This is a genomic window from Pandoraea apista, assembly GCF_001465595.2.
Taxonomy (GTDB): Bacteria; Pseudomonadota; Gammaproteobacteria; order Burkholderiales; family Burkholderiaceae; genus Pandoraea; species Pandoraea apista.
The window spans coordinates 1,016,242-1,041,059 of record NZ_CP013481.2 but is presented as its reverse complement, the minus strand read 5'-3'; the positions used below and the strand labels follow the sequence as shown (position 1 = coordinate 1,041,059).

Here is a 24,818-nt window from a genome sequence, read left to right as displayed (position 1 = left end):
TCGACGACAATCAGGAAGACCGCATGCTGCTGATGGATTTTCTCAGTCAGCAGGGGTGCCGCGTCTACATCGCGCAAGACGGCCGCGACGGCTACACGAAAGCCCGCACGGTGCAGCCCGATCTGATCCTCATGGACATCCGCATGCCCGTGTGCGACGGCCTCGGCGCCTGCCGCCTGCTCAAGGCCGACCCCGGTACCCGGCACATTCCGCTGATCTTCCTGACGGCTGCCGCCCTGCCCGGCGAGCGCGTTGCCGGACTCTCGGCGGGTGCCGTCGATTACGTCGCCAAGCCGTATGACTTCGAAGAGGTGCGCTTGCGGCTGTCGATTCATCTGAAGGCGACCACACCCGCGCCGCTACCCGGCGCCGGGGGTGAAAGCAGCAAGCCGACCCCCTTGCCCGTGCAGGCGCACACGCTCGACGCCGTTCTCTATCGCGCCACGCGCACCCTGCTGCTCAACCGGCTCGACATCACGCCCGAACTCGCCGGTCTTGCCAGTGCCGTCGGCACCAACACGCGCCGTCTGAATCTGGCGTTCCGACGCTGCGTCGGCGTGACGGTGTTCGACTTCCTGCGCGAAGAACGCATGAAAGAGGCGCGCCGTCTGCTCTCGGAAACATCGCTCGACGTGCAGGACATTGCCAGCGCCGTCGGCTTCGCCAGCGCCGCCAATTTCGCCACGGCATTTCGCGAGCGCTTCGGCATGCCGCCGAGCGGTTTCCGCGAGCTCGGCGCGCAAAGCACATCCGCCCCCGCGCCATGACCGTTGCGCCTTCGGACATGCCAACGCCCGATTTGCGCCGGTCGCGTGTTGAATGCCTTATCTTCTTCGTCGTCCTCCTGACGTGGATGCTGCATGGCGCTACCGCCTTCGCCTTACCGGCAGCGAACACTTCTGCGCCGCCCCTCCTGACGGCGTCGCCAGCATCGCCAGCATCGCCGGCTTCGCAGGCGTCATCCGCCGCCATCGACCTCGCGAGCGCGCCGTCACCGCTCAAGCTAGACCGGCAACTGCGTTTGCTGGAAGACCGCTCCGCACGCCTCGACGCCACGCAAGCGCTCAACGCGTCTGGCTGGCACGACGTTGTGCCGCGCATGCTCAACCCCGGCTATAGCCGCTCGGCGTTCTGGCTGCAAGGCAACCTCGTCAACCTCGGCAAGGCCACCGTTACCCGTTGGCTAAGCGTCGGCATCGTGCGACTGGAAGACGTACGTTTCTATTCGATGCCAGCCGGCAGCACGCAACCCTCCGTCACGTGGCTCGCGGGGCATAAGGTGCCGCTGGAGCGGCACCCGATCGTGTCGGAAACGCCGGTCTTCCCGATCACGCTCGCCCCCGGCGAACGGTTGACGTTCCTCGTGCGCGTCGAGACCCGCTCGTCGGTGAGCATCGTGCCGCAGCTTTGGCACCCCGACGACTTCCGCATCGCCGAATCGCGCAACGCGATGATCGCCATGCTTCTCGCCGGCTCGATGATCTCCATCGCGCTCTACGCCTTCGTGCTCGGCATTGCGCGACGCGACAGGGTGTTCGTGCTGCTCGCACTCACCACGATCACGCAGGTCGCGCAAGACATGGCGTTTCAGGGCTTCCTGTATCGCTACCTGCTGACACAGGGCGGCGAATTCATCGTGCGCGCGCCGAGTTTTTTCTCGACGCTGACCGCAGGCTTCTTCAGCGCGATGGTGCTGAGCTTCACCGGGCTGCGCCGCGTGACCCTGTGGCGCCGGACCTATCGCGTGGTAATCGGTGTCATGGCCTGCATGACGGTCTGGGTCGCGTTCGGCGACCACCGGGATGCCGCCTTTACGCATCTGCAACTGCTCTCGGCACTTAACGTCCTGTGGGTTGTGTCGCTGATCGACGGCTGGCGACGCGGCCTGGCCAATGCGCGGCTTTGCCTGCTCTCGTTCTCGCCCAGCTGCGTCGCGCTGTTCTGGCGGCTGGCGATCATCAACGGCCGGCTCCCCGAGGACTGGCTCGCCAACACGGCGATGGCATGGAGCACGAATATCGCCGTGCTGCTCATGCTCACGATCATCGTGGCCGGACGCTCGCGCGAACTCGTGCGCGAACAACGTGCGGCACAGCACGAGTTGCTTCAGACACGGCGCGAAGAACAGACCCGGCTTGCCAATGCCGTCGACGCACGCACGCGGGAATTGCAGGCCGCGCTCATCGCCGCCGACGAAGCCAACAGCGCAAAGAACGACTTCCTCGCCCGCATCAGTCATGATCTGCGCACGCCGCTCACGTCGATCATCGGCTTTGCGGACCTCGTGCAGTCGGGCGGGCGCGAAGATGCCGACCGGGGACGCATCATCCGCCGCAGCGCGCATCACATGCTCGCCATGGTTAACGACCTCATCGAGTATGCCGGCGGCGGGGCGGCCGATGCGCTGCATGTCGCGCCCGTCTACGTCCACGCGTTCATCGACGGTATGGCGCACGAAGGGATGAGCCTCGCGCGCAAGCACGGCAACACCTTCCTGCTCGATGTGCGAGCGCCGCTGCCTGCGCTGCTCGAGTTCGACGCCAAGCGCGTGCGCCAGGTGCTCGGCAACCTGCTGGACAATGCCGCGAAGTACACCGGCAACGGCACGATTACGCTGTCGCTCTCGGCGACATCGGACGTGACGCGCGCCGATATCGTCCATGTGCGATTCAGCGTGGAAGATTCCGGCTGCGGTATCGCCAGCGACGATCTGTCCCGCGTCTTCGAACCGTTCGCGCGACTCGACCGGGCACGCCGCGTGCCGGGCGTGGGCCTCGGGCTGGCCATCGTGCAGCAATGGGTCGAACGCATGGACGGCACGATCACACTCGACAGCACACCGGACGTGGGCACGCGCGTGGTGTTCACGCTGCCGCTGCGCGTGGCGCGCGAATCGGATCTCGTGCCGCAGTCGCTTGCCGGCGCGACTCACACGTTGCCGCCGCTCGACGGCAGCGGATACCACCTCTGGCTCGCGGAAGATTCGCCAGAGATCCGGCAATTCCTGCATGACGAACTCGCGAGTCTCGGCTTCACGGTGCATACATTCAGCGATGGCGTGGCGCTCATCGCCGAGCTTGGCACCCCCGGTCTGACGCGACCGCATCTGGTGATCACCGATCACATGATGCCCAATGCCGACGGCCTTGCCGTCGCGCGGGCCATACGCCAGCACTGGCCCGATATGCCCGTGCTGGCGATCTCGGCATCGCCGCAGATCGTCGCTGGCAGTGGCTACGATGCGAGCCTGCTCAAACCGATCGAACTCGCCGACCTGCGCAATACGCTCGCCCGGCTGCTCAATCTGCATCGCGACGACGCGCTCGCGAACACGCAGGATCGCAGCGATACAGGTCATCCGGACGACGGACCATGGTTGCTGCCGTCACGCGAGCATCTCGTGCAGGCCCGGCAATTGATCGCCATGGGCGCCATTACCGATCTGATGGACTGGGCGCGCGACCTGAGCGATCAATCGCCGCAATTCGACGGCTTTGCCCGGCACGTCCATCATCTCGCACAGCGTGGCGATCTCGCCGGACTGGCCGAGTTATGTGCGGCACCGTTGCCAGCCTGATCGCCGAGCACAACTACGCCCCGCGGCGGCAAAGCCTGCGCGGCATCTGGGCTGACTAACGCGCCTCGGGCCCGGGCCACAGACCCTGTGTGACGGCGATGACGTTGCTCCCCGCAGATCGAGATCGGGTGAGCCCGCTTGCGTAGCGGGCATCAGCTGCGCTTCGTGTCCGGCGCAAGCAAAAAGCGGCACCCCATGGGGGGTCTGGGGGCCCCGGCTTCACACTCTCAGGCGGTGTTACGTCCTGCCGTTCCGGCAGTGTTTCGTTTTCGTAACGTTTTTTCATCCCCGCCCGCCCTGCCACCCGGCAACTCCCTTAAACATCAAACAGTTAGCCATCTCATCGCGGGTGGCGCGCAACTTGCTTATGACATTCCAACGGCCCGTCGAGGCCGGAGGGCCGAATTTCTGGAGACTGTCATGGCAACTGCCCATTTCCGCCGACCGCACCCGACAGTGGAACTCGCACGCTGCGTGTTCCGGCAGCATTACATCCGCATCATGCAGGCCGATCAGCCGGGCAACTATGCCGTTCTGGTCGACGTCTGGCCGATGGACGGGAGAACGTTCTCGAGCATCGATCAGGCCAAGCACGCGGCCATGCTGTTCATCCGCGATATGGAAAACGACTGAGTCCACGTAAGTGATTCCGCGCCAGCGACTCTGGCGCGGCCAACAAGACGAGACCTTCATGAAACAGCACCACACACGCCATAGCGCCGCCGAGCGCCACGCCCTGTCCGCCTTGCCGCTTCCGGCGGCCAGTCACCCTGTGGTACTGGACCCGGCGGGAGACCCCTATGCGCGGGTTGCCGTCGAGGCCTATGCCGAAGCCTGTGCCCACGAGCAACCGTGGCTGGCCGAAGCCCTTCAGCGTCAATATCAACTGGCCGGCGGCACGCCGTCGAGCGCTGCCGCCCTCTGGCGCGCGTTTCATACAGCACAACAAAAAGCGCGCGAAGGGGATGCTTACGATGAAGCGGCCTGGACCCATGTGGCGCTGCACCTGTGCGGGGTGCTGGGAGCGATGAACCTGTAAATCGGAGGCATCGCCATTAGAATTTTCGTAGGTCGTTGCGTGTGACCTACGAAAACACGTTGGCGCGAGCATTTCTGGCATACTTCGTGCCAAGTAAACCGCGAAGTTCGCCTGTTAGCCAATGAGCAAGTCTGAAGCGTCGGCATTGATTCCCGGCCGGCATCTCTTTGCCAGAATTTTCGGCACCCTGATCCTGTTGTTTCCCGCAGCCGCCCTCGTCGTACCGCGCGGAGGGAACACTGTTATGTTCCTGACCGTGGCCCTTGGCGCGACCATCCTCCTGATGGATCGCAAGCGCGGTGAGATTTCCTCGCTCCTCAAGACCAGCCTGCACGTCCGGGTGCTCGTCGTCACGTTATTCCTGCCTTTTTTTGCGATCCTGGCGGTCGAGATACTCCACGGCAAGATCGCCGCAAATACGCTCGATTCCCCCGTGCGCTTTCTGCTCGCCACCGTCGTGTTTTTCAGTCTGCGCAGGCTTGTCAATGTCGTCCCGAAATGGGTGGACCTCACCTTTGCCGCTGGCGCTATCTGTGCCGCGATCATGGCCCTCTACTCGACGGCAGACCTTCTCGTTGCGAGAGCAGAGAGTTCATTTCTGAATCCGATTCATTTCGGAGACATGGCTCTGTTGCTCGGTGTCCTCTCGCTGGTTTCGATCCACTGGCTATCCCACGACAGGCCTTGGATTGTGGCCTTCAAGATTCTCGGGGCCGCTGCCGGCTGCTACGCGTCATGGGCAAGTCAGTCACGTGGAGGCTGGATCGCACTGCCGTGCCTGCTTGTAGTGTGGTTTTTTTGGCACAAACATCCCATCAGCACGGGTCGGCGCGCTGCCATTGCCGTCATCGCGGTGGTTCTGCTGGCGAGTACCTTCGCTTCCTCCGTGGTACGGGAACGATTCGAGGCCATTCGAACGGATATCACCGGCTTGTCTGCGGGACGGCCCGATTCATCCACCGGCATCCGGCTTGAATTATGGAAAGCCGCTGGAAAGCTCATCGAGGCGAAGCCGTTGCTCGGACTGGGCGCCCACGGTTATCGCGACGCCATGCCCGCCATGGCAGCCACCGGTGTGCTGACCCCCATGGCGGCGGACTATGGAAAAGGCGAAGTACACAACCAGATCCTCGCTTACGCCGTCGATTACGGAATCGTGTTCGGCTTGCTGAGCATTCTTGGCGTCTACGCGGGGCCGGCCTACTTCTTCATCCGATCAGCCAAGATCCGCCATAGTCCGACAGAGCACCGCGCGGCACTGATGGGCCTGATGACGGCAGTCGCTTTCGCGATCTTCGGCCTGACGGTCGAGACCTTCAATCTGAAGGTCACGGTTGCTTTCTATTCGACAATGGTGGCTCTGTTCGCGGCCTTCGCCTATCCTGTCGGCACGCCGGTCGATACGACCGACGACAAGACACCCACCGCCCGGTAACCGCGCTGCTCCCTACATGCTAAGTATCCTGATCCCGACCTGGAACAACCTGCCGTTCCTCAAGTTGTGTATCGACAGCGTTCGCCGTCACTCCGGCGAGGCGCACGAGATCCTCGTTCACGTGAACGACGGCAGCGACGGCACGCTCGAATGGGTCCGGGAACAGGGTCTGCGCCACACACACAGCACCGGCAACGTGGGCGTCTGTCTGGCGCTCAACCAGCTCGCGCCGCTCGCGTCGCACGATCAGTTGCTCTTTCTGAACGACGACATGTTCGTCACGCCCGGCTGGGATACTGCACTCATTGACGCCGCCCGCGCGCTCGACACGCCGGTGTACTACCTCTCGTCGGTGATGATCGAGCCGAACGCCGGCGCCAGCAATCAGGTGGTCTCGCGAGACTTCGGCACGACAACGGAAACGTTCGACGAAGCCGCCCTGCTCGCCTTCGCAGCGTCGCTCGGCCGTGAGGACGTCAACGGTGTACCCACGCAGCCCACCCTCGTGAGCCGCAGCCTGTGGCATCTCGTTGGCGGCTACAGCATCGAGTTCGGCCCGGGCATGAGCAGCGACGACGACTTCCTGATGAAGTTGTGGCTCGTGGGTTGCCGCACGTTCCGCATCGTTGGCAAGAGCGTGGTGTATCACTTCGGCTGCCGGTCGACGGGCCGCGTGGTGAAAAATCGCGGGAGCCGCGAATTTCTGATGAAGTGGGGAATGACGCAGGCGGAATTCAAACGCGGCTACCTGGATCTGGCGGGCACGCCGGCCGGCGCCGCCCTGCCCAACGTGCCCCGGCCCAGCGGCAAGAGCCGCTTCAAGCGCGCCGTGCACGGCAGCAAACCGTATCCGCTGGAAGATCTGGAACGCTGGGATTCCGACGTTCCGGGCCATCTGAAACTCAACTGAGGCGGCACACACTTTCCCGCCGGCCGACGCACGTCAGCCGCCCTACCGCCTTCCCAGTCTGTCTCCCGCTGCCCTGCCTCGGGCACTCAATGACGCGGGTGGCGAATCTTCTCCCACGCGTGCTCGAGACGTTGCACTGCGCGGTGATCGGGGTGCCGCGTCCACCAGACACCCAGCTCCCACACCATGGCGGCCAGCACTGCGATTACGACCAGTGCGCCGACCGTGTACCAGATCTCACCGAATGAGGTTGCCATCACGGCCTCCGGAAAATGCTTCACGGACGACCAACGGTCATCCGTGATTTCATTTTAGGCGACCGAACCCGGCTTGCCCGCCGGGTCTGCCCTAGGCTTGAGTGGCGCTCACGGCCCGCGGCAACGGAAACCCCGGAGACATCAGAGTTGACCCATCGCCAGTTGTACCGCGAGGCTGCTGACCGACACGGCGGCCCACACGCCCAATCCCAGCAGAATCGGACGCACACCCGTCGACGCCATGCGACGCAGGTTCGACGACAAACCGATAGCCGTCAGGGCGACGATGATGAGGAACTCGGCAGCGTCGTGAATCCACGGCTGCAACTCCGCCGGTACGAGACCCGCCGTGCGCACACCCGACGCGATCAGGAAGCCCAGGATGAACCACGGGAAGATACGGGCGAGGCTGAAGTTTCCGGCACCGGCACGCTTGGCACGGTACGCCACGATGGCAGCCAGCGTCAGGCAGATCGGAATGATCAGCGTGGCTCGCGTGAGCTTGACGATGGTGGCGTAATCGCCCGCCGCCTTGCTGTAGCTATACCCGGCAGCCACCACCGACGACGTATCGTTGATCGCCGTGCCCGCCCACATGCCGAAGCCCAGATCCGACAGATGAAGCATGTGACCGAGCATCGGGAACAGCAACACGGCGGCAATGTTGAACAGGAAGATGGTTGAAATGGCGAACGCCGTTTCGTGGTCGTCCGGTTTGACGATGGGTGTGACCGCCGCAATGGCCGATCCGCCGCAGATTGCCGTGCCCACGCCGATGAGCAGTTTGAGCTTGTCGCCCACGCCCAGAAGGCGTCCCAGCCCCCAGGCCGACAGGCCGGCGGCGGTAATGGTCACCGCCGTGACCGCCAGCGATTCCAGGCCCGTATGCGCCACTTGCGACAAACTCAAGCCGAAGCCAAGCGCGATGATCGACCACTGGAGCACATACTTCGAGGCAAACTTGATGCCCGCCTCGTAGCGAACGCCGGGTGAGAACACATTGCGAACGATGATGCCAAGCAGGATGCCGAATACCGGGCCGCCGATGATCGGCATCTGACGGCCAAGCAGCAACGCCACAAACGCGATCACCGTCGACAGCACCAGACCGGCCCACGGATTCTGCTGATCCGGCACCAGCGTATCGGGCCGGCTGGCCGTGGCGGGGCGGGTAGTATGGGTTTTTGTGGTCATTGCAGGCACTCCTCTGGAATGACTACAAGTCTAAAAACTCCGCTTCGATAATAAAAATCGTTATATCGGATACGATATATCCAAATAACCGATAATTATCGATTTATCGCACAACCCTCTGAATAATTGGCATTTTTCCCGCGCAGCACGGAGGAAGACGGATGCAACCGTCGCCCGTGGGCCGCTACACTCTTCGAAGCCGCCTGAAAGAGCGTCCAGCATTCCGATACGGAGACCATGCCTCATGTCACAAGCCGCCGACGCCGCCGTGCCCCGCGCGCAGTGGTATTTCGATTTCGCTTCCCCGTTCGCCTATCTGCAATTCGAGCGTTTCGACACGCTGCCGCGCTCGCTCGCCATCGACCTCAAGCCGATCGTGCTGGGCGCGATCCTCGCGCATCTGAAAACGCAGGGGCCGGCCGAGACCCCCCATAAGCGCATCTTCACGTACCGCATGGCGCAATTCCGCGCCGAGCAAGACGGCATCGCGTTTCGCATGCCGCCGGTGCATCCGTTTCATCCGATACGTGTGCTGCGGCTGGCGGTAGCGCTCGGCGCCACCCATGACGTCGTGCGTACGATTTTCCGCTTCATCTGGGCCGAAGGTCGCGATGTCACCGATGCACAGGGCTGGCAAGACTTATGTGAGCGTCTCGGTCTCCCGGCCGACGACGCCATCGCCCGGGCCGAAGCGCCCGAGACCAAGGCGGCCCTGCGCACGAACACCGAAACGGCGATTGCCGCAGGGATATTCGGGGTGCCGACGTTCGCCTACGAGGGGGAGTTGTATTGGGGAGACGATGCCACAGCGTTGTTCCGCCACTGCCTCGCTCACCCGGAATGGCTGCGCTCGCCCGATGTAGCGCGTTTGCAGCAGGTGACGATCGGTGTTCAGCGCGAACGCTGACGTGCCTGCCCGCGTATTACCCGCACATTACCCGAGGCGTTACCTGACCCCGCCGAGCACCAGCGGCAGCGATACGGCATCCGCCATGGCGGCGTAGCCGGCATCGCTCGGGTGCGTGCCGTCGCCGCTATCCAGACGCGGCAACATACGCGTGGGCTGCGCCGGATCGCGCAGGGCAGCATCGAAATCGATAACGCCATCGAACGCACCGCCCGTACGCACCCATTGATTGACAGCCTCACGCACGGCCTCTCGCTCGGGCGGCAGCTTACCCGGTGGAATCGTCGTTCCGAGTATGCGGACGTTGCGCGCGCGTGCCGCGGCGATCAGCGCCTGATATCCGGCAATCATTTCCGGCGCGGTCACGATCACATGGGGCACGTCGCAGTCGAGACCGCCGTGGGGTGGCACGTAGCCGAAGTTGATGTCGTTGATACCGATCTGCACAATGACGGTTCGCACGCCCGGTTGCTCCAGCGCATCGCGGCGGAAACGCGCGACGAGACGCTCGCCGTAGCAGGCCGAATCATGCAGCAGACGATTACCGCTGATACCGAGATTGAGCACCGCAACGTCGCGCCGCCCGGCACTCTCCAGCCGCCGCGCCAGCCCGTCCGGCCAGCGCCGGTTAGCGTTCAACGTGCTACGCATGCCGTCCGTGATCGAGTCGCCGATAGCGACAATGGCGTACGCGGGGGTGTCCGGCACGACACTGAGCCCGGCGAGCCATAGCGTGTTCGTGAAACGAGTGGGAAATACCGACGCCTGCGCCGCGTCGACGAAATCGCCTGTGCCGCTCAGAAATGCAGTCTGCTGCGCGATCTTGTGCCACGTCGTCGGCGGCTGGGACTCACGTGTAAAGAGGCTGACCGCCAGTGGCGTTCCGGCACGCACGGCGAACGGCAGCGGGTCGCTTTCGAGCGACGCGCCGGGCGCGATCTTCGCCGTCGGCTGCCCCCCGAACGTCAACAGCCGGACGCTGTCGGCGTTAATGGCCGCGCCCCGCGAAGATATCGCGAGGCTCGCACGCTCGATCATCAGCGGCTGCGTGCCATAGGCGTTAGAGAAACGCACCCGAACGTCGTTGCCGGAGAGGGTGGGATAGACGATCTGACGGACGGTGCGTCCGCCTGCGGCCGGCGCCCGATTGAACGACGGGGCTGCCGGATGCTGCGCTACCGCTTGCGGCGCCGTCGCCCACGCGCCGACGCGGGCGTTCTGCGCGAGGACCGACGACGGCACGCCCATGATCGCGAGCGCGAAGCACGCGCCGCTCAGCGTCGCCCTCAGTGCGCGAAGGGCACGGGATGCACAGGATGCACGAAGCGTTCGGCGCATACCGTCGGCGGAAGAGGACCGGTGGATCAGAGACGTCGGGAGCATCGGGACAACGTAGGCAATTCGGCCGGATTCGACCGGCGACAGCCGCCATTGTGCCTGATTGTGGCCCGTGCCAAACGCTGACGTACTGCTCGTGTGCACCGGGCGACACGCGGTTTGGCGTGTCGAAACCCGGCATCCCGAAAACACTCAGCGCGTGGAAATGACGATCGCGACGCGCCGGTTCTGCGCACGGCCCGCGGGCGTGCTGTTATCCGCGACCGGATTACGCTTGCCGGCGCCGATCGTCTGAATGCCCGCGCGTTGCATGCCCGCCTCGACCAGCACACCGGCAACGGCGTCGGCACGGCGTGCCGAGAGCTGTTCGTTGTACGTGTCGCTTCCCAACGAGTCGGTATAGCCATAGATGCGAACCTCGTTCAGCCCGACCTTCACCAACGTTTTACCGATACGCGAGACGGTCTGCCGTGCAGACTCACGCACCATGAACTGATCGGAATCGAAGAGCACGGTGTCGGACATACCGAACTCCCAGCCTTCGTCGGTCTGTTTGAAACCTTCGGCCTTCAGCGCCGCGATCTGCTCGGGGGTCAGTCCGTGGACGGGCGTGGTCTGACAACCGGCCAGCGCACCGAAGCCCAGCAGGCAAACGATCCCGAGGAACCTGCGCGCCAGGGGTATCCCGCGGGCCAAGGCGCGAACGAAAGCGGCCGCGAGCGCGTGGCTCAGCGGGCGTGAGTGTGAATCGTGTGTATCAACAGCGAAGTCCAATACCAATTCCCCATTGCGTTGTGTAATCCGGCCGTCATTTATGTTGATGGTGTCTTTCAGCTTACGTGCTGCGCGCCACCTTATCTCTTGGGGCTTTCCGCAACATGCCATGTGCCTACGCCGGCACGCTTGGCCTGATACATTGCCGCGTCCGCTACGCGTAATAGTGCGGGCGCGTCGTTGGCGTGGGTCGGGTACAACGCCACGCCGATACTCATCGATGTCACGATTTCGCCGCCATCGGGCAGCGTCACCGGCTTTTCCATTGCCACCAGCAGGCTTTGCGCGAGCCGCACCGCATTCGAGGTCTGTCGCACCCCCGGCAGCATGACGGCGAATTCGTCGCCGCCCAGACGCGCCACCAGATCGCCCTCGCGCAACGGCTGGCGCAAACGCTCGGCAATCGCCACGAGCACGGCGTCGCCGGCACCGTGCCCCAGCTGGTCGTTGATTTCCTTGAAGCGGTCGCTATCGAGATACAACAACGCAACGTGTGTCCCAAGGTCGTGCGCATCGGCCAGCGCTTGCGCAAGTTTCGATTCGAAATACGACCGGTTCGGCAGCCCCGTCAGCGGATCGTGATTTGCCTGATGCGCAAGCGTGGCGTTCTGCGCGCGTAAGTGATTTTGCCATCCCTCGAATTCGTCGAGCAGCGCGTTGAAGTCATCGCCAAGTTCCTTGAGTTCGGCCAGCGGCGTGGCGGCCACGAGCTGGTGGAACGCCCGCTCGCGGCGCACCGCGTGCGCCACTTCGGCAAGTGCGCGCAACGGCTTGACGATATCGCGATGCATTCGCTTTGCCAGCACGTTCGACACCGCAAACGTTACCAGCAGGCAGGCCAGCATCCCGCCCACACCACTAAGCAGGAAAACGAAGAACTGATGCCCCTCGCCCTGCACTTCGACATAGCCGACAACCTTGGCGTCGTGACGTATCGGCAGCGTAACCGGGCCGGGCAGCGCAATATCGGCCACCATGCGTTCGACTTGTGCAAGCGTACTGCCATCGCGCCTGCGCCACAGCGCAAACTGCGCATTGCTCGCGTCGAGCACGCGCACCTGAAAGACATCTTCATCGTTGGCGATCGTCGCAATCGCCTCTTGCGCGGCGACGCGGTCTCCGAACACGACCGCCGCCTCTGCGGTATAGGCAAGCGAGCGCCCGATAAGCATCAGGTTGTTTTCGGCATACGCGCGCAATGCGAGCCACGCAACCAGCGAGAGCGCAACGGCCGCCAGCACCACTGCGGAGACGGCCAGGCGCAAATGCGTGCGGCGCAACACGCGCTGCAACGACGGTCGACGGTGGCGACCCGACGCTTGCATCATGGCTGGCCGCGCGGCAGGCGGCGGCTCATGATCGCCATCGGCCGGCATGTCGGAGGAAATGAGGGGCGGCAGCAACCCGGCGACGGGTTCGCCTTGACCAGGAGGCATAGGGGGGGTTGGGGGGCGTGGAGTCGTCATGGTGTCCCCGGCTTTCGCGCCAGCTTCAGCACGTTGGGGTGGACACGTACACCGCTGCGCGCGACGGTGTCGAGGTTAATGTCGAAGGTCACCCGATCGGGGTCGACGTTCAGACAGAACATCGCCCCCGCCGTACACGAGTCGTTTCGCTCGCTGATGGTCAAAACAGGGTGACCGGCAATATTCGCCAGCACTTGCCGGCGCTCGGCGTCCGTCATGGTACCGAGATATAACACGTCGCACTGCGAACCAATTGCGGGTTCGGCAACCGACATGCGTTGCGCCTCGACCGGCAGACCACTGCTCGGCAACGATCCCGAGAGCAGGTCGCGCGCGTATTCGGTGTTACCGCTCACGCACAGGCGCACTTTGGCCGGGGGTGTCGGCCAGCGGGTAAAGCTGATAATGCCGAGCACCACTTGTCGCACGTTGGCGTCCCGCGTGCTGGCTGTATTGGCGGTATTCGCCGCAGCGGGTGTGGTGAGCTCGGGCGTCTGCGCGACGGCATTGCCGAGTGCTGCCCAGCAAACGAGCAGCAGCAGGCACGCAAAACGCACATGCAGACGGTGAGGCGACCGGCGCTCGCGCCAGTTGCTTCGTGCCATACCGCTTGTCGATGTCCAGACGCAATGCAACGCTGTCTTCCTTTGCCGAAAAGTGAATCGGGGGCGGACATGCACACCCTGTCCCGTGCACGCGTTCGCACAGTCCCCCGCTTGAATCAGGCCGCATCATACCGAACGGGCCGCCCGCAGGCCATATGAACGAGATGGCCGGAACCGGAGTGAGCGGATAGTTTGCTGTCGCTTGCGACTGCGGTTCAACACCTTTCGTTGCCGGGCAACCATGCACAGCATGCGCGTACCGAGGCGTTTTCGGAACCCCTTCACCCCCCCGCGTTTTCCCTTGTCCGCACCTCCTTTCCCCGTGGCAGAATTGCGCTTATAACCAATTGATAAACAAAGGGAATCGCGCGAGCCGATCGCTCGATTATCGAGATAAAAATCGCGACGCCAGGGAGGTGTTGCATGACGTTCCTGAATTCCGGCCAGACCGGCTTTCGGGAGACACCGGCATGAACGATCCGGTGCCTCGTCGGGTACCCGACATCCAGGTCGAGTTGAGCCGTGCCGCGCTCGACAGCGCACCGTATGCCATGTTCGTCTGTACCGACGACGGCATGATCGAGCGCATGAACACCGCATTCACTCGCCTGACGGGCTACCGGCCGGCCGACCTGCTGGGCAAGCGCAGCTTCCTCTCGTTGCTCGACCCTTCAGAGCTCGCCCGCCGCCGTCTGCCCGCACTGGCCAGCCTGTCGGCCAGCGAAGCCGTACCGTATGACGACGAATGGCATCTGCTGACCCACCTGCGTAGTTGGCTGCCGATCCGGTTGGCGCTTTCCTGCGTCGAACACGCCCCGGGCGAACGGCGCTGGGTCGGCATCGTGCTCGACCTCTCGCAACAGGTACAGGTGGCGTCGCGGCTTTGGTACGTCACGCATCACGACCCGGTCACCCGCCTCCCCAACCAGACCTTGCTCAACGAACGACTCGAACTGGCGATTCATCGTTGCGCTCATCAAAAGGTCGGGCTGACGGTTTTATTGCTCGAACTCGATCACCTGCGCAAACTCCGAAGCACCTTTGGCCCGCCGACCGCCGAGTTGGCGCTGCGCATCGCTGCGGAACGGTTGCGCGAAGCGAGCGGCCCCGAAGACGCACTCGCCTGCCTGGGCGGCAGTCAGTTCGTGATCGTCACCAATGAAACGGGCGATGATGCCCGTTTGCTGGCGTCGCGGATTCAGGCCCGGCTCGCCCAATGGGTGGACGTCGAGCCAAATTCCGTCGCGCTCGACGCGAGCATCGGGGCGGTCAGCTACCCCGAACACGGCGACACGCCCGAAACGCTGTTGCGCCGGGCCCATGTCGCGCTCGGCATTGCCAGCGCCGCCGGCGGCGGATTACGTTTCTTCAGCAGCGAGATGGACGCGCAAGCGCAGCGCCGCAACGAACTCGAGAGCCTGCTGCGCGTCGCGGTGCATGAGCAAGCGCATTCGCAACTCCATCTCGTCTACCAACCCCAAGTCAGTCTGGCCAACGGTGAAATTCGTAATGCCGAAGCGTTGTTGCGCTGGCGCCACCCGTCCCTGGGTCCTGTCGGTCCGGCCGAATTCATACCGATTGCAGAAACCGCCGGGCTGATTTTGCCGCTGGGCGAGTGGGTCATCGATACGGCCTGTCGCGAAGCCAGCCGACTGCTGCGGCGTTGCGGGCAACTGCCGCGTATCTCGGTGAACGTGTCGGCACAACAGTTCGCACGTCAGGACGTCGTCGGCCTGATCGAGCGCGCCCTGAACACTCACGCGCTCGAGCCACGCTATCTGGAGATCGAAATCACGGAGACCTTACTGCTCGGGGACTCCAGCGCCGCCGTCGGCTGCCTGCGCTCGCTGCACGACATGGGGGTGGAAATCGCCGTCGACGACTTCGGCACCGGCTACGCCAGCCTTGCGTACCTGACGCGCTTCCCCGTCCATCGCCTGAAGATCGATCAGACCTTCGTGCGCAACATGCTGACGCACGCACCAAGCCATGCCATCGTCAGTGCGGTCATCGCCATGGCCCACTCCCTCGGGCTACGCGTGACGGCCGAGGGCGTGGAGACTCCGGCGCAGGCGCAACGGCTCACGGAACTGGGCTGCGACGAGGCGCAAGGCTATTGGTTCGCACGCCCTGTCGACATTCACGGCTTCTATCACATCCTGGCACCGCTGGGCAGCGGCGCCCGCCGCTGATGCGCAGACTGAGGGGCACTTGATGGCCTAGTTGAATTGCCAAATTTTGGCGCTACCGGACGGGACATCGCTTCCCTAAGCTGAAGTCCCGTCCAGAGAAACCGCCATGCTGCCCTTGTCCAAACTGCCGCGTCCGCGGCGATCTGCCAGCCCTTCGGCCAACCGCACCGCCGCCACACTTGCCGCACTGGCCGTGGCCGCCATCGGTCTCGCACTCACCCCGCCCGCACAACGCGCCCTGCCCGGCTGGTTCGACGCCCTGTGCTCATTGACGATCAGCGCCAACCACACGCTCTCGGAGCGCTTCTCGCCGTCCAGTGCATCGTCTCAGCCCGCCCCGATGGCCACGGTCGCCAATGGCGGCGGCGCCGCGGTCCGCCCATCCACGATCGTCCAGCCGCTGTCGTGCGAGCCGCTTGCCAACGCCCCGGGTAAATCGGTGACCACCGCCATCGTAGCGTTTCCGCCGCTCGCCTTCACGCCTGCGCATCGCCATCCCGGGACAGTGACGGCGGTCGTGCTGGAAGGCACCATTCGCTCTCAGTTGAATGCCGAAGCCCCGGTCACGTATCACGCCAATCAGACGTGGTTCGAACCGCCGGGCACGCTGCACACCATGACCGAGAACCCCGATCCGGTGCATCCGGCACGTCTGCTGGCGTTTTTCGTGACCGAGGAGAACTGCGGGCCTCTCACGATCTACGAGCCGACGGCCAACCCCTCGTCAGCGGAAGGCCGGTAATTTTTGGGTCCGGCCCCGCTTTTTCCGTCGACATGGCGTGTCAAGACTCGCGCGCGACTTTAGAACGCGGTATGGTACGTCGCGAAGGGATTCCCCCGAACGACGTTGCAACGAGGAATATCGCCATGAAAACCAAAGCCGCCATTGCCTGGGAAGCGGGCAAACCCCTGACCATCGAGGAAGTCGATCTGGAAGGGCCGCGCGCCGGCGAGGTACTGATCGAGGTCAAGGCCACCGGCATCTGCCATACGGACTACTACACACTCTCCGGCGCCGATCCGGAAGGCATCTTTCCGGCCATTCTCGGCCACGAGGGTGCCGGTGTGATCGTCGATGTCGGCCCGGGCGTGACCACGCTGAAGAAAGACGATCACGTCATTCCGCTGTACACGCCGGAATGCCGTCAATGCAAGTTCTGCCTGTCGCGCAAGACCAACCTGTGTCAGGCGATCCGCAGCACGCAGGGCCGCGGCCTGATGCCCGACGCCACCTCGCGCTTCTCGCTCGACGGCAAGCCCATCTTCCACTACATGGGCACGTCTACGTTCTCGAACTACATCGTCGTGCCGGAGATCGCCGTCGCCAAGGTGCGCTCCGACGCCCCCTTCGACAAAGTCTGCTACATCGGCTGCGGCGTAACGACCGGCGTGGGCGCCGTCGTCTACTCGGCGAAGGTCGAAGCGGGCGCCAACGTGGTGGTGTTCGGCCTCGGCGGCATTGGCCTGAACGTGATTCAGGGCGCCAAGATGGTCGGCGCCGACAAGATCATCGGTGTCGACATCAACCCGGGACGGGTGGAACTCGCCAAGAAGTTCGGCATGACTCATTTCATCAACCCGAAGGATGTCGAAAACGTTGTCGACACCATCGTGCAACTGACCGACGGCGGCGCCGATTACTCGTTCGAGTGCATCGGCAACGTAACGACCATGCGTCAGGCGCTGGAGTGCTGCCACAAAGGCTGGGGCCAGTCGTTCATCATCGGCGTGGCCGCTGCCGGTCAGGAAATCAGCACGCGTCCGTTCCAACTGGTGACGGGCCGCGAGTGGAAGGGCTCGGCGTTTGGCGGCGCGCGCGGGCGCACCGATGTGCCGAAGATCGTCGACTGGTACATGGAAGGGAAGATCAACATCGACGATCTCATTACGCACACCCTGCGTCTCGATCAGATCAACGAAGGCTTCGATCTGATGAAGCGCGGCGAGTCGATTCGCTCGGTCGTGCTGTACTGATCGCGTGACGCAAGGCGGCGTGATCGGCGCGCACGCTCAATCAGGCGATGCCCGGCGAACACGCCGCACAACTTGTTACTGACCCGGGCACGGATGCTGCCCGCGGCCATTGCGCTCGCAAGCCGCCCGCACGGGTCTTCCGTCAGGTGCTCCAACGCTGCGGGGCGGTGCAATTTGTAAGTCTCGTAACGCCAGCAAATATTGCCGGCGTGTTTCGTTACGCGTGACGGCAAACCAACTGCCGATACGTCCGGTCGAATCGACATGCAGGCAGGGATGCCCTGCGTTTGCCCGCGCAGCAGGATTGCCGGGCACGCTCATCGATGCCTTGCTGCACCGAAGCATGGTCATGACAGGGAGACGAACATGAACAAATGGACTTTGCCGCTCGTGCTCGCGGGCGCAACAACGCTGGTTGCGCTGCCTGACATGGCGTCGGCGCAGTCGGGACAAGCGGTGATCAATTCGTCGGCCAATGTGCGGGCGGGCCCGGCGGTGGACTATCCGGTCGTCGCCCAGGCGGGGTCGGGGATGCCGGTAACGGTCTATGGCTGCTTATCCGATTACTCGTGGTGCGACATCGGTCTGCCCGGCACACGCGGCTGGATCTATGCAGCACTGCTCAGCTATCCGTATCAAGGTAATCCGGTGCCAGTGCTCAACTACGGCACGATGATCGGTCTGCCGGTTGTGACCTTCTCCATCGGGGCGTATTGGGGCAACTATTACCGCAATCGCCCGTGGTACCACGATCAGCGCTACTGGCATCGCCCGCCACCCGGCCCTCGCCCGCCGTCGTGGGGAGGGGGCCGGCCTCCCGGGCACTCCCCAGGCCCGGGGCCGCGTCCCCCCGGGCACGGCGCGGGTCATGGGCCGGGACCGCGTCCTCCGGGCCATGGGGCCGGTCCTGGCCCTCGCCCGCCGGGCGGCGGTGGAGGTCACGGCCCGCGTCCCCCCGGCGGCGGCGGACATGGGGGCGGACATGGGGGCGGACATGGGGGCGCACATAGCGGCGGACATGGGAGCGGCCACGGGGGCGGACATGGAGGCCGTCCGCCCGGCGGCAATCATGGCGGCGGGGGCCCCGGTGGGCCGAATCGCTGACATCGTCACGACACGCCGGCCGGAGGCGCTGCCCGTCAGACAGCGCGTTCGGCCGATGCGCTCCCCCGTTGCGTCCCGTTTCTCCGTCGTTCCCCCACCGATGTGACCCCAAATTCAGCAACCGCTGCACGAGCGTAAGGAAATACGCTTAAAATGCGAGCAATTCCGGCCAGGCGGAGGTGCCGATCAGGTACCGATGGCCGGACCGCAGGACAGCGAGCCCTTGCCCCGTCCGATGCCCCGCGTCGACGTGGCTCTCACATTGCAGACCCACTTTCTCCGGTGTGCCGTTGCGAAAACCGCGACGGTCACGGCAGTCCGGCAGGATCCTCCGTAAGTCTCGATCGTGTTTGTCCCGCCCCGGCGTGCGCTTCGCACGTCGTGGTTGCCTATCGCCACGCCGCATTCGGCGCGCGCTATCCGCGCACGCCGTTGACGGCCCGAACGCCTGTGCCCGACGCACCGGCGGCGTTAGCGCAGTGACGTGGTTCGTGAAGCCCTGTGGCGATCCGCCAGGCATGGGAACGAGCGGCCACAAGCCCGGGGTGCCCTTGCAGCCAGGTCGCGGAACATGTCTTCCGCGTATTCCCCCAATGGTGCGCACAACGCGAACGCCAGAGGTACACGTTGCAGGAACCTTTTGCAGGTCATGAGTCTTTTTAGAACCAAAAACATCGAGAACATGCTGGTCGCCAGCCGTACCGGCAGTCTCAAGAAAGTGCTGGGCCCGGTCGATCTCGTCCTGATGGGCATCGGTGCCATCATCGGCACCGGCATTTTCGTCCTCACAGGAACCGGCGCCCTCACTGCGGGCCCTGCCCTCACCGTCTCGTTCATCATCGCGGCCATGGCATGCGGCTTCGCCGCGCTGTGCTACGCCGAGTTCGCCTCGACGATTCCCGTCTCCGGCTCGATCTACACGTACAGCTACGCCACGCTCGGCGAAATCGTCGCGTGGATCATCGGCTGGGATCTGATGCTCGAGTACGGGCTGGCGTCGTCCGCCGTGTCGGTCGGCTGGTCGGGCTACTTCCAGTCGCTCGCGGCAGGCTTCGGTCTGCACCTGCCGGCGGCCATTACGGCGGCGCCGGGCAGTGTGCCGGGTGTCTCGACGTTCATCAATCTGCCGGCCGTCGTCATCATGCTGCTCATCACATGGGTGCTGTCGTACGGGGTGCGCGAATCCGCCCGTATCAACAACGTGATGGTGGCGATCAAGATCGGCGTGGTGCTGCTGTTCATCGCCGTGGGCGTGTGGCATGTGAAGCCGGCCAACTGGACCCCGTTCATGCCATTCGGCACGAGCGGCATGTTCAACGCGGCGGCCCTCGTGTTCTTCGCCTTCATCGGCTTCGACGCCGTGACGTCGGCCGCCGAAGAAGTTCGCAATCCGGGGCGCGACCTGCCGATCGGCATCATCGGCTCGCTCATTGTCTGTACGCTGTTGTACGTGTCGGTCGCTGCGATCATGACCGGCATCGTGCCCTTCGCGCAGTTCGCAGGCGTTGACCATCCGGTGTCGCTGGCTTTGCAGTTCGCCGGGCAGAACTGGGTCGCAGGCTTCGTCGATCTGGGTGCGATTCTCGGCATGACAACCGTGATCCTGGTGATGACCTACGGCCAGACGCGCATTACCTACGCCATGTCGCGCGACGGCCTGCTGCCGCCGATGCTCTCAAGCATCCACCCGAAGCACAAAACGCCGTTTGCGGGCACGTGGATCATCGGCGTGGTGTTCGCCGTCATTGCCGGCTTCGTGCCGCTGGGCGTTCTCGCCGAGTTGATCAATATCGGCACGCTGTCGGCATTCGCGCTGGTTTCGGTGGCCGTACTGGTGCTGCGCCGCACGCGTCCGGACCTGCCGCGCGCGTTCCGTGTGCCGGGCGCCCCCGTCGTGCCGCTTATCTCCGCCGGTCTGTGCCTGTTCCTGATGGCGCACCTGCAAGCGGCCACCTGGATCGCCTTCGTCGTGTGGCTCGTGATCGGCATGGTGATCTACTTCACATACGCCCGTCGCAACGCCCTGCTGCACAAGCATGGCGAAGCCCCGCACACGCAATCCTGATCGCCCTCGCACCGGTGGTACCGTCTCGCGCCACGGCGCGGGAACGCGTATAGTCCGTCACAAGGCTCGCGGCACACGCCAATGTGCCGCGAGCCTTCCCCGCCGTCACGGCGGGTTCCGTCTTTCCCGCATCACGCAAGTCGTTCGTCCGTGACTCCCCTTGCTGTCGTTTCATCACGTCCCTGCAAAGGAAAAAAACATGCGTCGCTATGTCCTGCTTGCCGCCGTACCCGCCGCGTTCGCCGCGGGCTTCCTCTCTTCCCACCTGATGCCCGGCGCGATGGCACAAGCCACCGCGCTGACTGCCCAGATCATCGACGTTGGCGCCATGACCGACGAACAGATCGGCAAGCTCGTGCCCAATGTCGGCACGCTGCGAACCCGTACCCTGGTCGCCACGCCCAACGGCACGATCGCCGTGCAGAGCGGCAACGTGCCGCGTCACACCCATCAGGACACCGATGAAATTCAATATGTGATTTCCGGTAGTGGCACCTTCTGGCTGGGCGACCAGCAACGCGAGGTGCATCCGGGCGACCTGATCGTCATTCCGCGCGGCACGGTGCACGCGGGGTCGCAGAACACCAGTGGGGAATTCAAGGTGCTGGCGGTGAAGCTTCCGCCTCAGGCGCCGAACGATATCCAGTTCGTCAAATGATGTAACGCGCGCGTGGCCGACGGGCCGGGAAACCGCACCCGTTGGCCAGCATTGGTCACCGTTCGATACCGCTCCTCATGGTCTGCCCGCCGTCAAACGGGGGTCAGCCGAAATTGCGATTGAGCCACACCGCGCCGTAGCCGATCGCGAACATGGTGAGCAACAGCGGCACGGAAATGCGCAACACCTGAATGACGAGCGGACGCGGTGGCAACTCCTCCTCTTGCGGCATACGGGCGGCTTCACGCAGCGCGCCGGTGCACAGTGCCGCCGCAACGGCACTCGCGAAGACCCAGAACGTCTGGTTGTAGAGCAACGCCACGAGCAACAGCGCGAGTGCCACGTTGCGGCCGTGATAGATCAGATTGACGGTAGTACGAAAGGCTTGCGGCGACATGTCGGTATGGCGCAGGCGCGTGCGTTGAAGCCGCGCTGACGCGAAAGTTCTTGTTATCTGTCCTTTTGAGCGCGGCACGCCCGGCGGCGCATCGCGTCTCTCGAAAGCTGAATCGTGCTGAACTGAGCTTATCCACACTTAACGGCTTTCGCTACCGCAGTCTTTAACCGGGCACGGCATTTGCCCCCTTTGCCACACTCAACGCGGCGATGCAGCGCGTCATATGAATGCGGTATCCTCCCCCGCATGACCGCCCCCGCATCCACCCGTCTCTCGCTCGCCTCCCAGGACTCCGATGCCGCGACCCGCGCCGGTGTGCCGGAGCGCGCCGTCTATGTCATCGTGGCGCACCCGCGCTGGCGCGACTCGCGCGTGAATCGCCGCCTGCTCGACGCCGCGCGCAGCATCGCCGGTGTCGACGTCAACGATCTGTACTCGACGTATCCCGACTTCAGCATCGATGTCGCAGCCGAACAACGACGCGTCGCCCGCGCCGACCTGATCGTGCTGGTGCATCCGATCTATTGGTACAGCATGCCGCCATTGCAAAAGCTCTGGCTCGACGACGTGCTGTCGTGGGGCTGGGCCTATGGCCACGACGGCCACGCGCTCGCCAACAAGGATTTGTGGCTCGTGGCCAGCACCGGCGGCCCGGCCACGAGCTACCGTCCCGAGGGCTACAACCAGCATGACTTCTCGGCGTTCCTGCCGGCCTACGAACAAACGGCGCGCCTGTGCGGCATGCGATTCCTTCCGCCCCATGTGTTTTACGGCGCACGGCGCAGCAACGATGCCACCCTCGACGCTCACGTGAGCGAATTCGCCGGACGGTTGGCAACGTACCCGCAGTGGCCGGAGCTGCTCTCGATGGCAGACGCCGCCGAATGTCAGGACATTCCGGCCACGGATCGCCCGCGCGGCGCATCGGGCAGTGACACCCCCTCAAACGCCGCAACCGGGAGCGCCGCCTGATGGAACATGTGCCCGCCTGGCTGCTCGCCAGCCTGATTTACCTGGCAGCAGCGGTCATCGTCGTGCCGCTGTCTCGTGCGTTGGGGCTTGGCGCGATCATCGGTTATCTCGCCGCCGGGATCGCCATCGGCCCGTGGGGCCTCGGTCTCGTCTCGCGCGTGGAAGACGTGCTGCACTTCGCCGAGTTCGGCGTGGTGCTGATGTTGTTCCTCGTGGGCCTTGAACTGGAACCGCGGCGTCTGTGGAATCTGCGACGACCGATCTTCGGATGGGGTTCCGCACAGGTGCTGGGCTGCGCCGTGCTGCTCTTCGGGGTGGGCATTGCATTAGGCGCGCCGTGGCGCATTGCACTCGTTGCGGCGCTCGGTCTCGCGTTGTCATCCACAGCGATCGCCTTGCAGGTCATGGCAGAGCGCAACCTTCTCGCCACCCCCAGCGGTCAGGCCGGCTTCTCGATCCTGCTGTTTCAGGACGTGGCCGCCATTCCGATTCTCGCGTTGCTGCCCCTGCTCGCCAATTCCGTCGACAGCCATGTCATGACGGGCACGGCGCGCGCGCTCGAAGCGCTGAAGATCGTGGGCGTGATTGCCGCGATCATTCTCGGCGGCCGCCTCGCGTTGCGCCCGCTGCTACGCTGGATCGCCAACAGCCGCACACCCGAAATTTTCACGGCAGCATCGCTGCTGCTGGTCGTGGCCATCGCCGCGTTAATGCAGTGGGTCGGCCTGTCGATGGCGCTCGGTGCCTTCCTGGCCGGCGTGCTGCTCGCCGAGAGCGAATACCGCCGCGAGCTGGAAACCGATATCGAACCGTTCAAGGGCCTGCTGCTCGGGCTGTTCTTCATCGCGGTCGGCATGAGCATCGACTTCGGCGTTCTGCTCGCGCAACCGCTGCGCATGATCGCCGTCGTCGTCGGCTTTATGGCGCTGAAGGGTCTTGCCATCTACGGTGTGTCGCGATTGATGCAACTGCCTTATCAGGAGCGGCCGATCTTCACACTACTGCTCGCGCAGGGCGGCGAATTCGCGTTTGTGGTGTTTCAGTCGGCAGGACCGCAGGTGTTGCCGCCGGCGGTGTCGTCGTTTCTGATCGGTGCCGTCGCGCTGTCAATGCTGATCTCGCCGCTGCTGCTCGTGGCCATCGACAAATGGCTGTTGCCGCGCTACAGCCTGAAGGGATCGCCGCGTATGAAGGAAATTGCCGAGCCGCAATCGGCCAGCGTCGTGATCTGCGGCTTCGGCCGCTACGGTCAGATCGTCGGCCGCGCGTTAGTGCCGCAAGGCGTGTCGATTACTGTGCTCGATCACGACCCCGACACCATCGAGAGCCTGCGCCAGATCGGCTTTCGCGTGTTCTATGGCGACGCCACGCGTCTCGATCTGCTGCGTATTGCGGGAGTCGCACAAGCGCGAGCCGTTGTCGTGGCGGTCGACGACGTCGATCAATCGCTCGAGATCGTCGATCTGATGCGCGAGAACTTTCCCGACGTTCCGGTCGTGGCCCGGGCACGGAATGTCGGCCACCTGTTCCAGCTTCGCGATCGCGGTGTGAAGCACATCGAGCGGGAAGTCTTCGAGTCGTCGCTGCGCAGCGCGCGCTCGGTCCTTGAAGCGCTGGGCTGGCCGGCAGCGGAAGCGCGCGAGGCGACGATGGCATTTCGTCGTGCCAATCTCCAGCTGACCGACGAAATGTATCCTTCGTATCAGGATCGCAACAAGATGATCGCCACGGCGAAGGAGGGCCGCCGCCAGTTCGAAGAGCAGATGACGCGCGAGCGCGAACAGCGTCGCGCGCAGCGGCAGGTCACCTTCGGCTGGGACGGCGAGACGGCGCCCGACATGACACCTTCGCCAACCCCGTCGTCCGCCACGAAGCCCCCGCCGGCCGGCGACACATCCGCCCGCGAAGACGACCGCGCCTGAACCTCCGGCCGGCAGCGTCCCCGGGGGCGCGT

22 protein-coding genes are annotated in these 24,818 nt (G+C 64.2%); 15 read left to right on the top strand and 7 right to left on the bottom strand.

Annotation, left to right across the window (positions count from 1 at the left end; all coding sequences use genetic code 11):
• The first annotated feature begins 23 nt into the window (after positions 1–23).
• The 6 genes from AT395_RS04835 (at position 24) to AT395_RS04810 (ending at position 6,961) form a co-directional block, all read left to right on the top strand.
• Positions 24–767 carry a response regulator transcription factor gene (locus tag AT395_RS04835; RefSeq protein ID WP_231586239.1) on the top strand — a complete coding sequence of 248 codons (744 nt, stop codon included), beginning with the start codon at positions 24–26 and terminating at the stop codon, positions 765–767.
• Positions 764–3,577, top strand: coding sequence for an ATP-binding protein (locus tag AT395_RS04830; protein ID WP_125347481.1), 2,814 nt, complete (start codon positions 764–766; stop codon positions 3,575–3,577). Before AT395_RS04835 ends, AT395_RS04830 begins: the two co-directional genes overlap by 4 nt.
• A 420-nt stretch (positions 3,578–3,997) precedes the next feature.
• Positions 3,998–4,210 carry a hypothetical protein gene (locus tag AT395_RS04825; RefSeq protein ID WP_039374776.1) on the top strand — a complete coding sequence of 71 codons (213 nt, stop codon included), beginning with the start codon at positions 3,998–4,000 and terminating at the stop codon, positions 4,208–4,210.
• Positions 4,211–4,268: 58 nt separating this feature from the next.
• Entirely contained in the window at positions 4,269–4,616 is a 348-nt protein-coding gene (locus AT395_RS04820) for a hypothetical protein (protein WP_124988538.1), read from the top strand.
• Between the two features lie 121 nt (positions 4,617–4,737).
• Entirely contained in the window at positions 4,738–6,051 is a 1,314-nt protein-coding gene (locus tag AT395_RS04815) for an O-antigen ligase family protein (protein WP_052765420.1), read from the top strand.
• A gap of 16 nt (positions 6,052–6,067) precedes the next feature.
• Entirely contained in the window at positions 6,068–6,961 is an 894-nt protein-coding gene (locus AT395_RS04810) for a glycosyltransferase family 2 protein (RefSeq protein ID WP_042112900.1), read from the top strand.
• An 86-nt stretch (positions 6,962–7,047) separates the two neighbouring features.
• Here AT395_RS04810 and AT395_RS25475 read toward each other — a convergent pair whose 3' ends face one another.
• Positions 7,048–7,218: a hypothetical protein gene (locus tag AT395_RS25475; RefSeq protein ID WP_156181715.1), complete on the bottom strand. Its 171-nt coding sequence runs from the start codon at positions 7,216–7,218 to the stop codon at positions 7,048–7,050.
• 141 nt (positions 7,219–7,359) lie between these two features.
• Positions 7,360–8,412: a YeiH family protein gene (locus tag AT395_RS04805; RefSeq protein WP_042112904.1), complete on the bottom strand. Its 1,053-nt coding sequence runs from the start codon at positions 8,410–8,412 to the stop codon at positions 7,360–7,362.
• 244 nt (positions 8,413–8,656) lie between these two features.
• On the opposite strand from AT395_RS04805, the gene AT395_RS04800 reads away from it, so the two are divergent.
• The gene (locus AT395_RS04800) at positions 8,657–9,319 is read left to right on the top strand and encodes a 2-hydroxychromene-2-carboxylate isomerase (protein ID WP_048627946.1); all 663 of its coding nucleotides are present in this window, start codon (positions 8,657–8,659) and stop codon (positions 9,317–9,319) included.
• A 39-nt stretch (positions 9,320–9,358) separates the two neighbouring features.
• On the opposite strand, the gene AT395_RS04795 is transcribed toward AT395_RS04800, so the two are convergent.
• The 4 genes from AT395_RS04795 to yfiR form a co-directional block, all read right to left on the bottom strand.
• Complete coding sequence (locus tag AT395_RS04795; RefSeq protein ID WP_082164657.1) at positions 9,359–10,657, bottom strand: SGNH/GDSL hydrolase family protein; 1,299 nt, start codon at positions 10,655–10,657, stop codon at positions 9,359–9,361.
• Between the two features lie 192 nt (positions 10,658–10,849).
• Positions 10,850–11,353, bottom strand: a complete 504-nt coding sequence (gene yfiB, locus AT395_RS04790) for an outer membrane lipoprotein YfiB (RefSeq protein WP_231606060.1) — start codon at positions 11,351–11,353, stop codon at positions 10,850–10,852.
• Positions 11,354–11,511: 158 nt separating this feature from the next.
• Positions 11,512–12,807: a diguanylate cyclase DgcN/YfiN gene (gene dgcN / locus AT395_RS04785; RefSeq protein ID WP_414813076.1), complete on the bottom strand. Its 1,296-nt coding sequence runs from the start codon at positions 12,805–12,807 to the stop codon at positions 11,512–11,514.
• A gap of 86 nt (positions 12,808–12,893) precedes the next feature.
• Positions 12,894–13,502: a regulatory sequestration protein YfiR gene (gene yfiR / locus AT395_RS04780; RefSeq protein ID WP_048627948.1), complete on the bottom strand. Its 609-nt coding sequence runs from the start codon at positions 13,500–13,502 to the stop codon at positions 12,894–12,896.
• A gap of 470 nt (positions 13,503–13,972) precedes the next feature.
• Here yfiR and AT395_RS04775 point away from each other — a divergent pair, with 470 nt between their 5' ends.
• The 6 genes from AT395_RS04775 (at position 13,973) to AT395_RS04750 (ending at position 21,495) form a co-directional block, all read left to right on the top strand.
• On the top strand, positions 13,973–15,694 hold the full coding sequence (locus tag AT395_RS04775) for a putative bifunctional diguanylate cyclase/phosphodiesterase (protein ID WP_048627949.1): 1,722 nt from the start codon (positions 13,973–13,975) through the stop codon (positions 15,692–15,694).
• A 106-nt stretch (positions 15,695–15,800) separates the two neighbouring features.
• Positions 15,801–16,436 (top strand): cupin domain-containing protein, encoded by a 636-nt coding sequence (locus AT395_RS04770; protein ID WP_048627950.1) that lies wholly within the window; start codon positions 15,801–15,803, stop codon positions 16,434–16,436.
• A gap of 125 nt (positions 16,437–16,561) precedes the next feature.
• Positions 16,562–17,668 (top strand): S-(hydroxymethyl)glutathione dehydrogenase/class III alcohol dehydrogenase, encoded by a 1,107-nt coding sequence (locus AT395_RS04765; RefSeq protein ID WP_042112910.1) that lies wholly within the window; start codon positions 16,562–16,564, stop codon positions 17,666–17,668.
• Between the two features lie 366 nt (positions 17,669–18,034).
• Positions 18,035–18,772, top strand: coding sequence for an SH3 domain-containing protein (locus tag AT395_RS04760; RefSeq protein WP_072632777.1), 738 nt, complete (start codon positions 18,035–18,037; stop codon positions 18,770–18,772).
• A gap of 649 nt (positions 18,773–19,421) precedes the next feature.
• Positions 19,422–20,837 (top strand): amino acid permease, encoded by a 1,416-nt coding sequence (locus tag AT395_RS04755; RefSeq protein WP_042112912.1) that lies wholly within the window; start codon positions 19,422–19,424, stop codon positions 20,835–20,837.
• 199 nt (positions 20,838–21,036) lie between these two features.
• Positions 21,037–21,495: a cupin domain-containing protein gene (locus AT395_RS04750; RefSeq protein WP_042112914.1), complete on the top strand. Its 459-nt coding sequence runs from the start codon at positions 21,037–21,039 to the stop codon at positions 21,493–21,495.
• Between the two features lie 103 nt (positions 21,496–21,598).
• Here AT395_RS04750 and AT395_RS04745 read toward each other — a convergent pair whose 3' ends face one another.
• Positions 21,599–21,892, bottom strand: coding sequence for a hypothetical protein (locus tag AT395_RS04745; RefSeq protein ID WP_042112916.1), 294 nt, complete (start codon positions 21,890–21,892; stop codon positions 21,599–21,601).
• Between the two features lie 246 nt (positions 21,893–22,138).
• Here AT395_RS04745 and kefF point away from each other — a divergent pair, with 246 nt between their 5' ends.
• Positions 22,139–22,864, top strand: coding sequence for a glutathione-regulated potassium-efflux system oxidoreductase KefF (gene kefF / locus AT395_RS04740; RefSeq protein ID WP_082117654.1), 726 nt, complete (start codon positions 22,139–22,141; stop codon positions 22,862–22,864).
• Positions 22,864–24,786, top strand: coding sequence for a glutathione-regulated potassium-efflux system protein KefC (kefC, locus tag AT395_RS04735; protein WP_048627957.1), 1,923 nt, complete (start codon positions 22,864–22,866; stop codon positions 24,784–24,786). Before kefF ends, kefC begins: the two co-directional genes overlap by 1 nt.
• Positions 24,787–24,818: the final 32 nt, after the last annotated feature.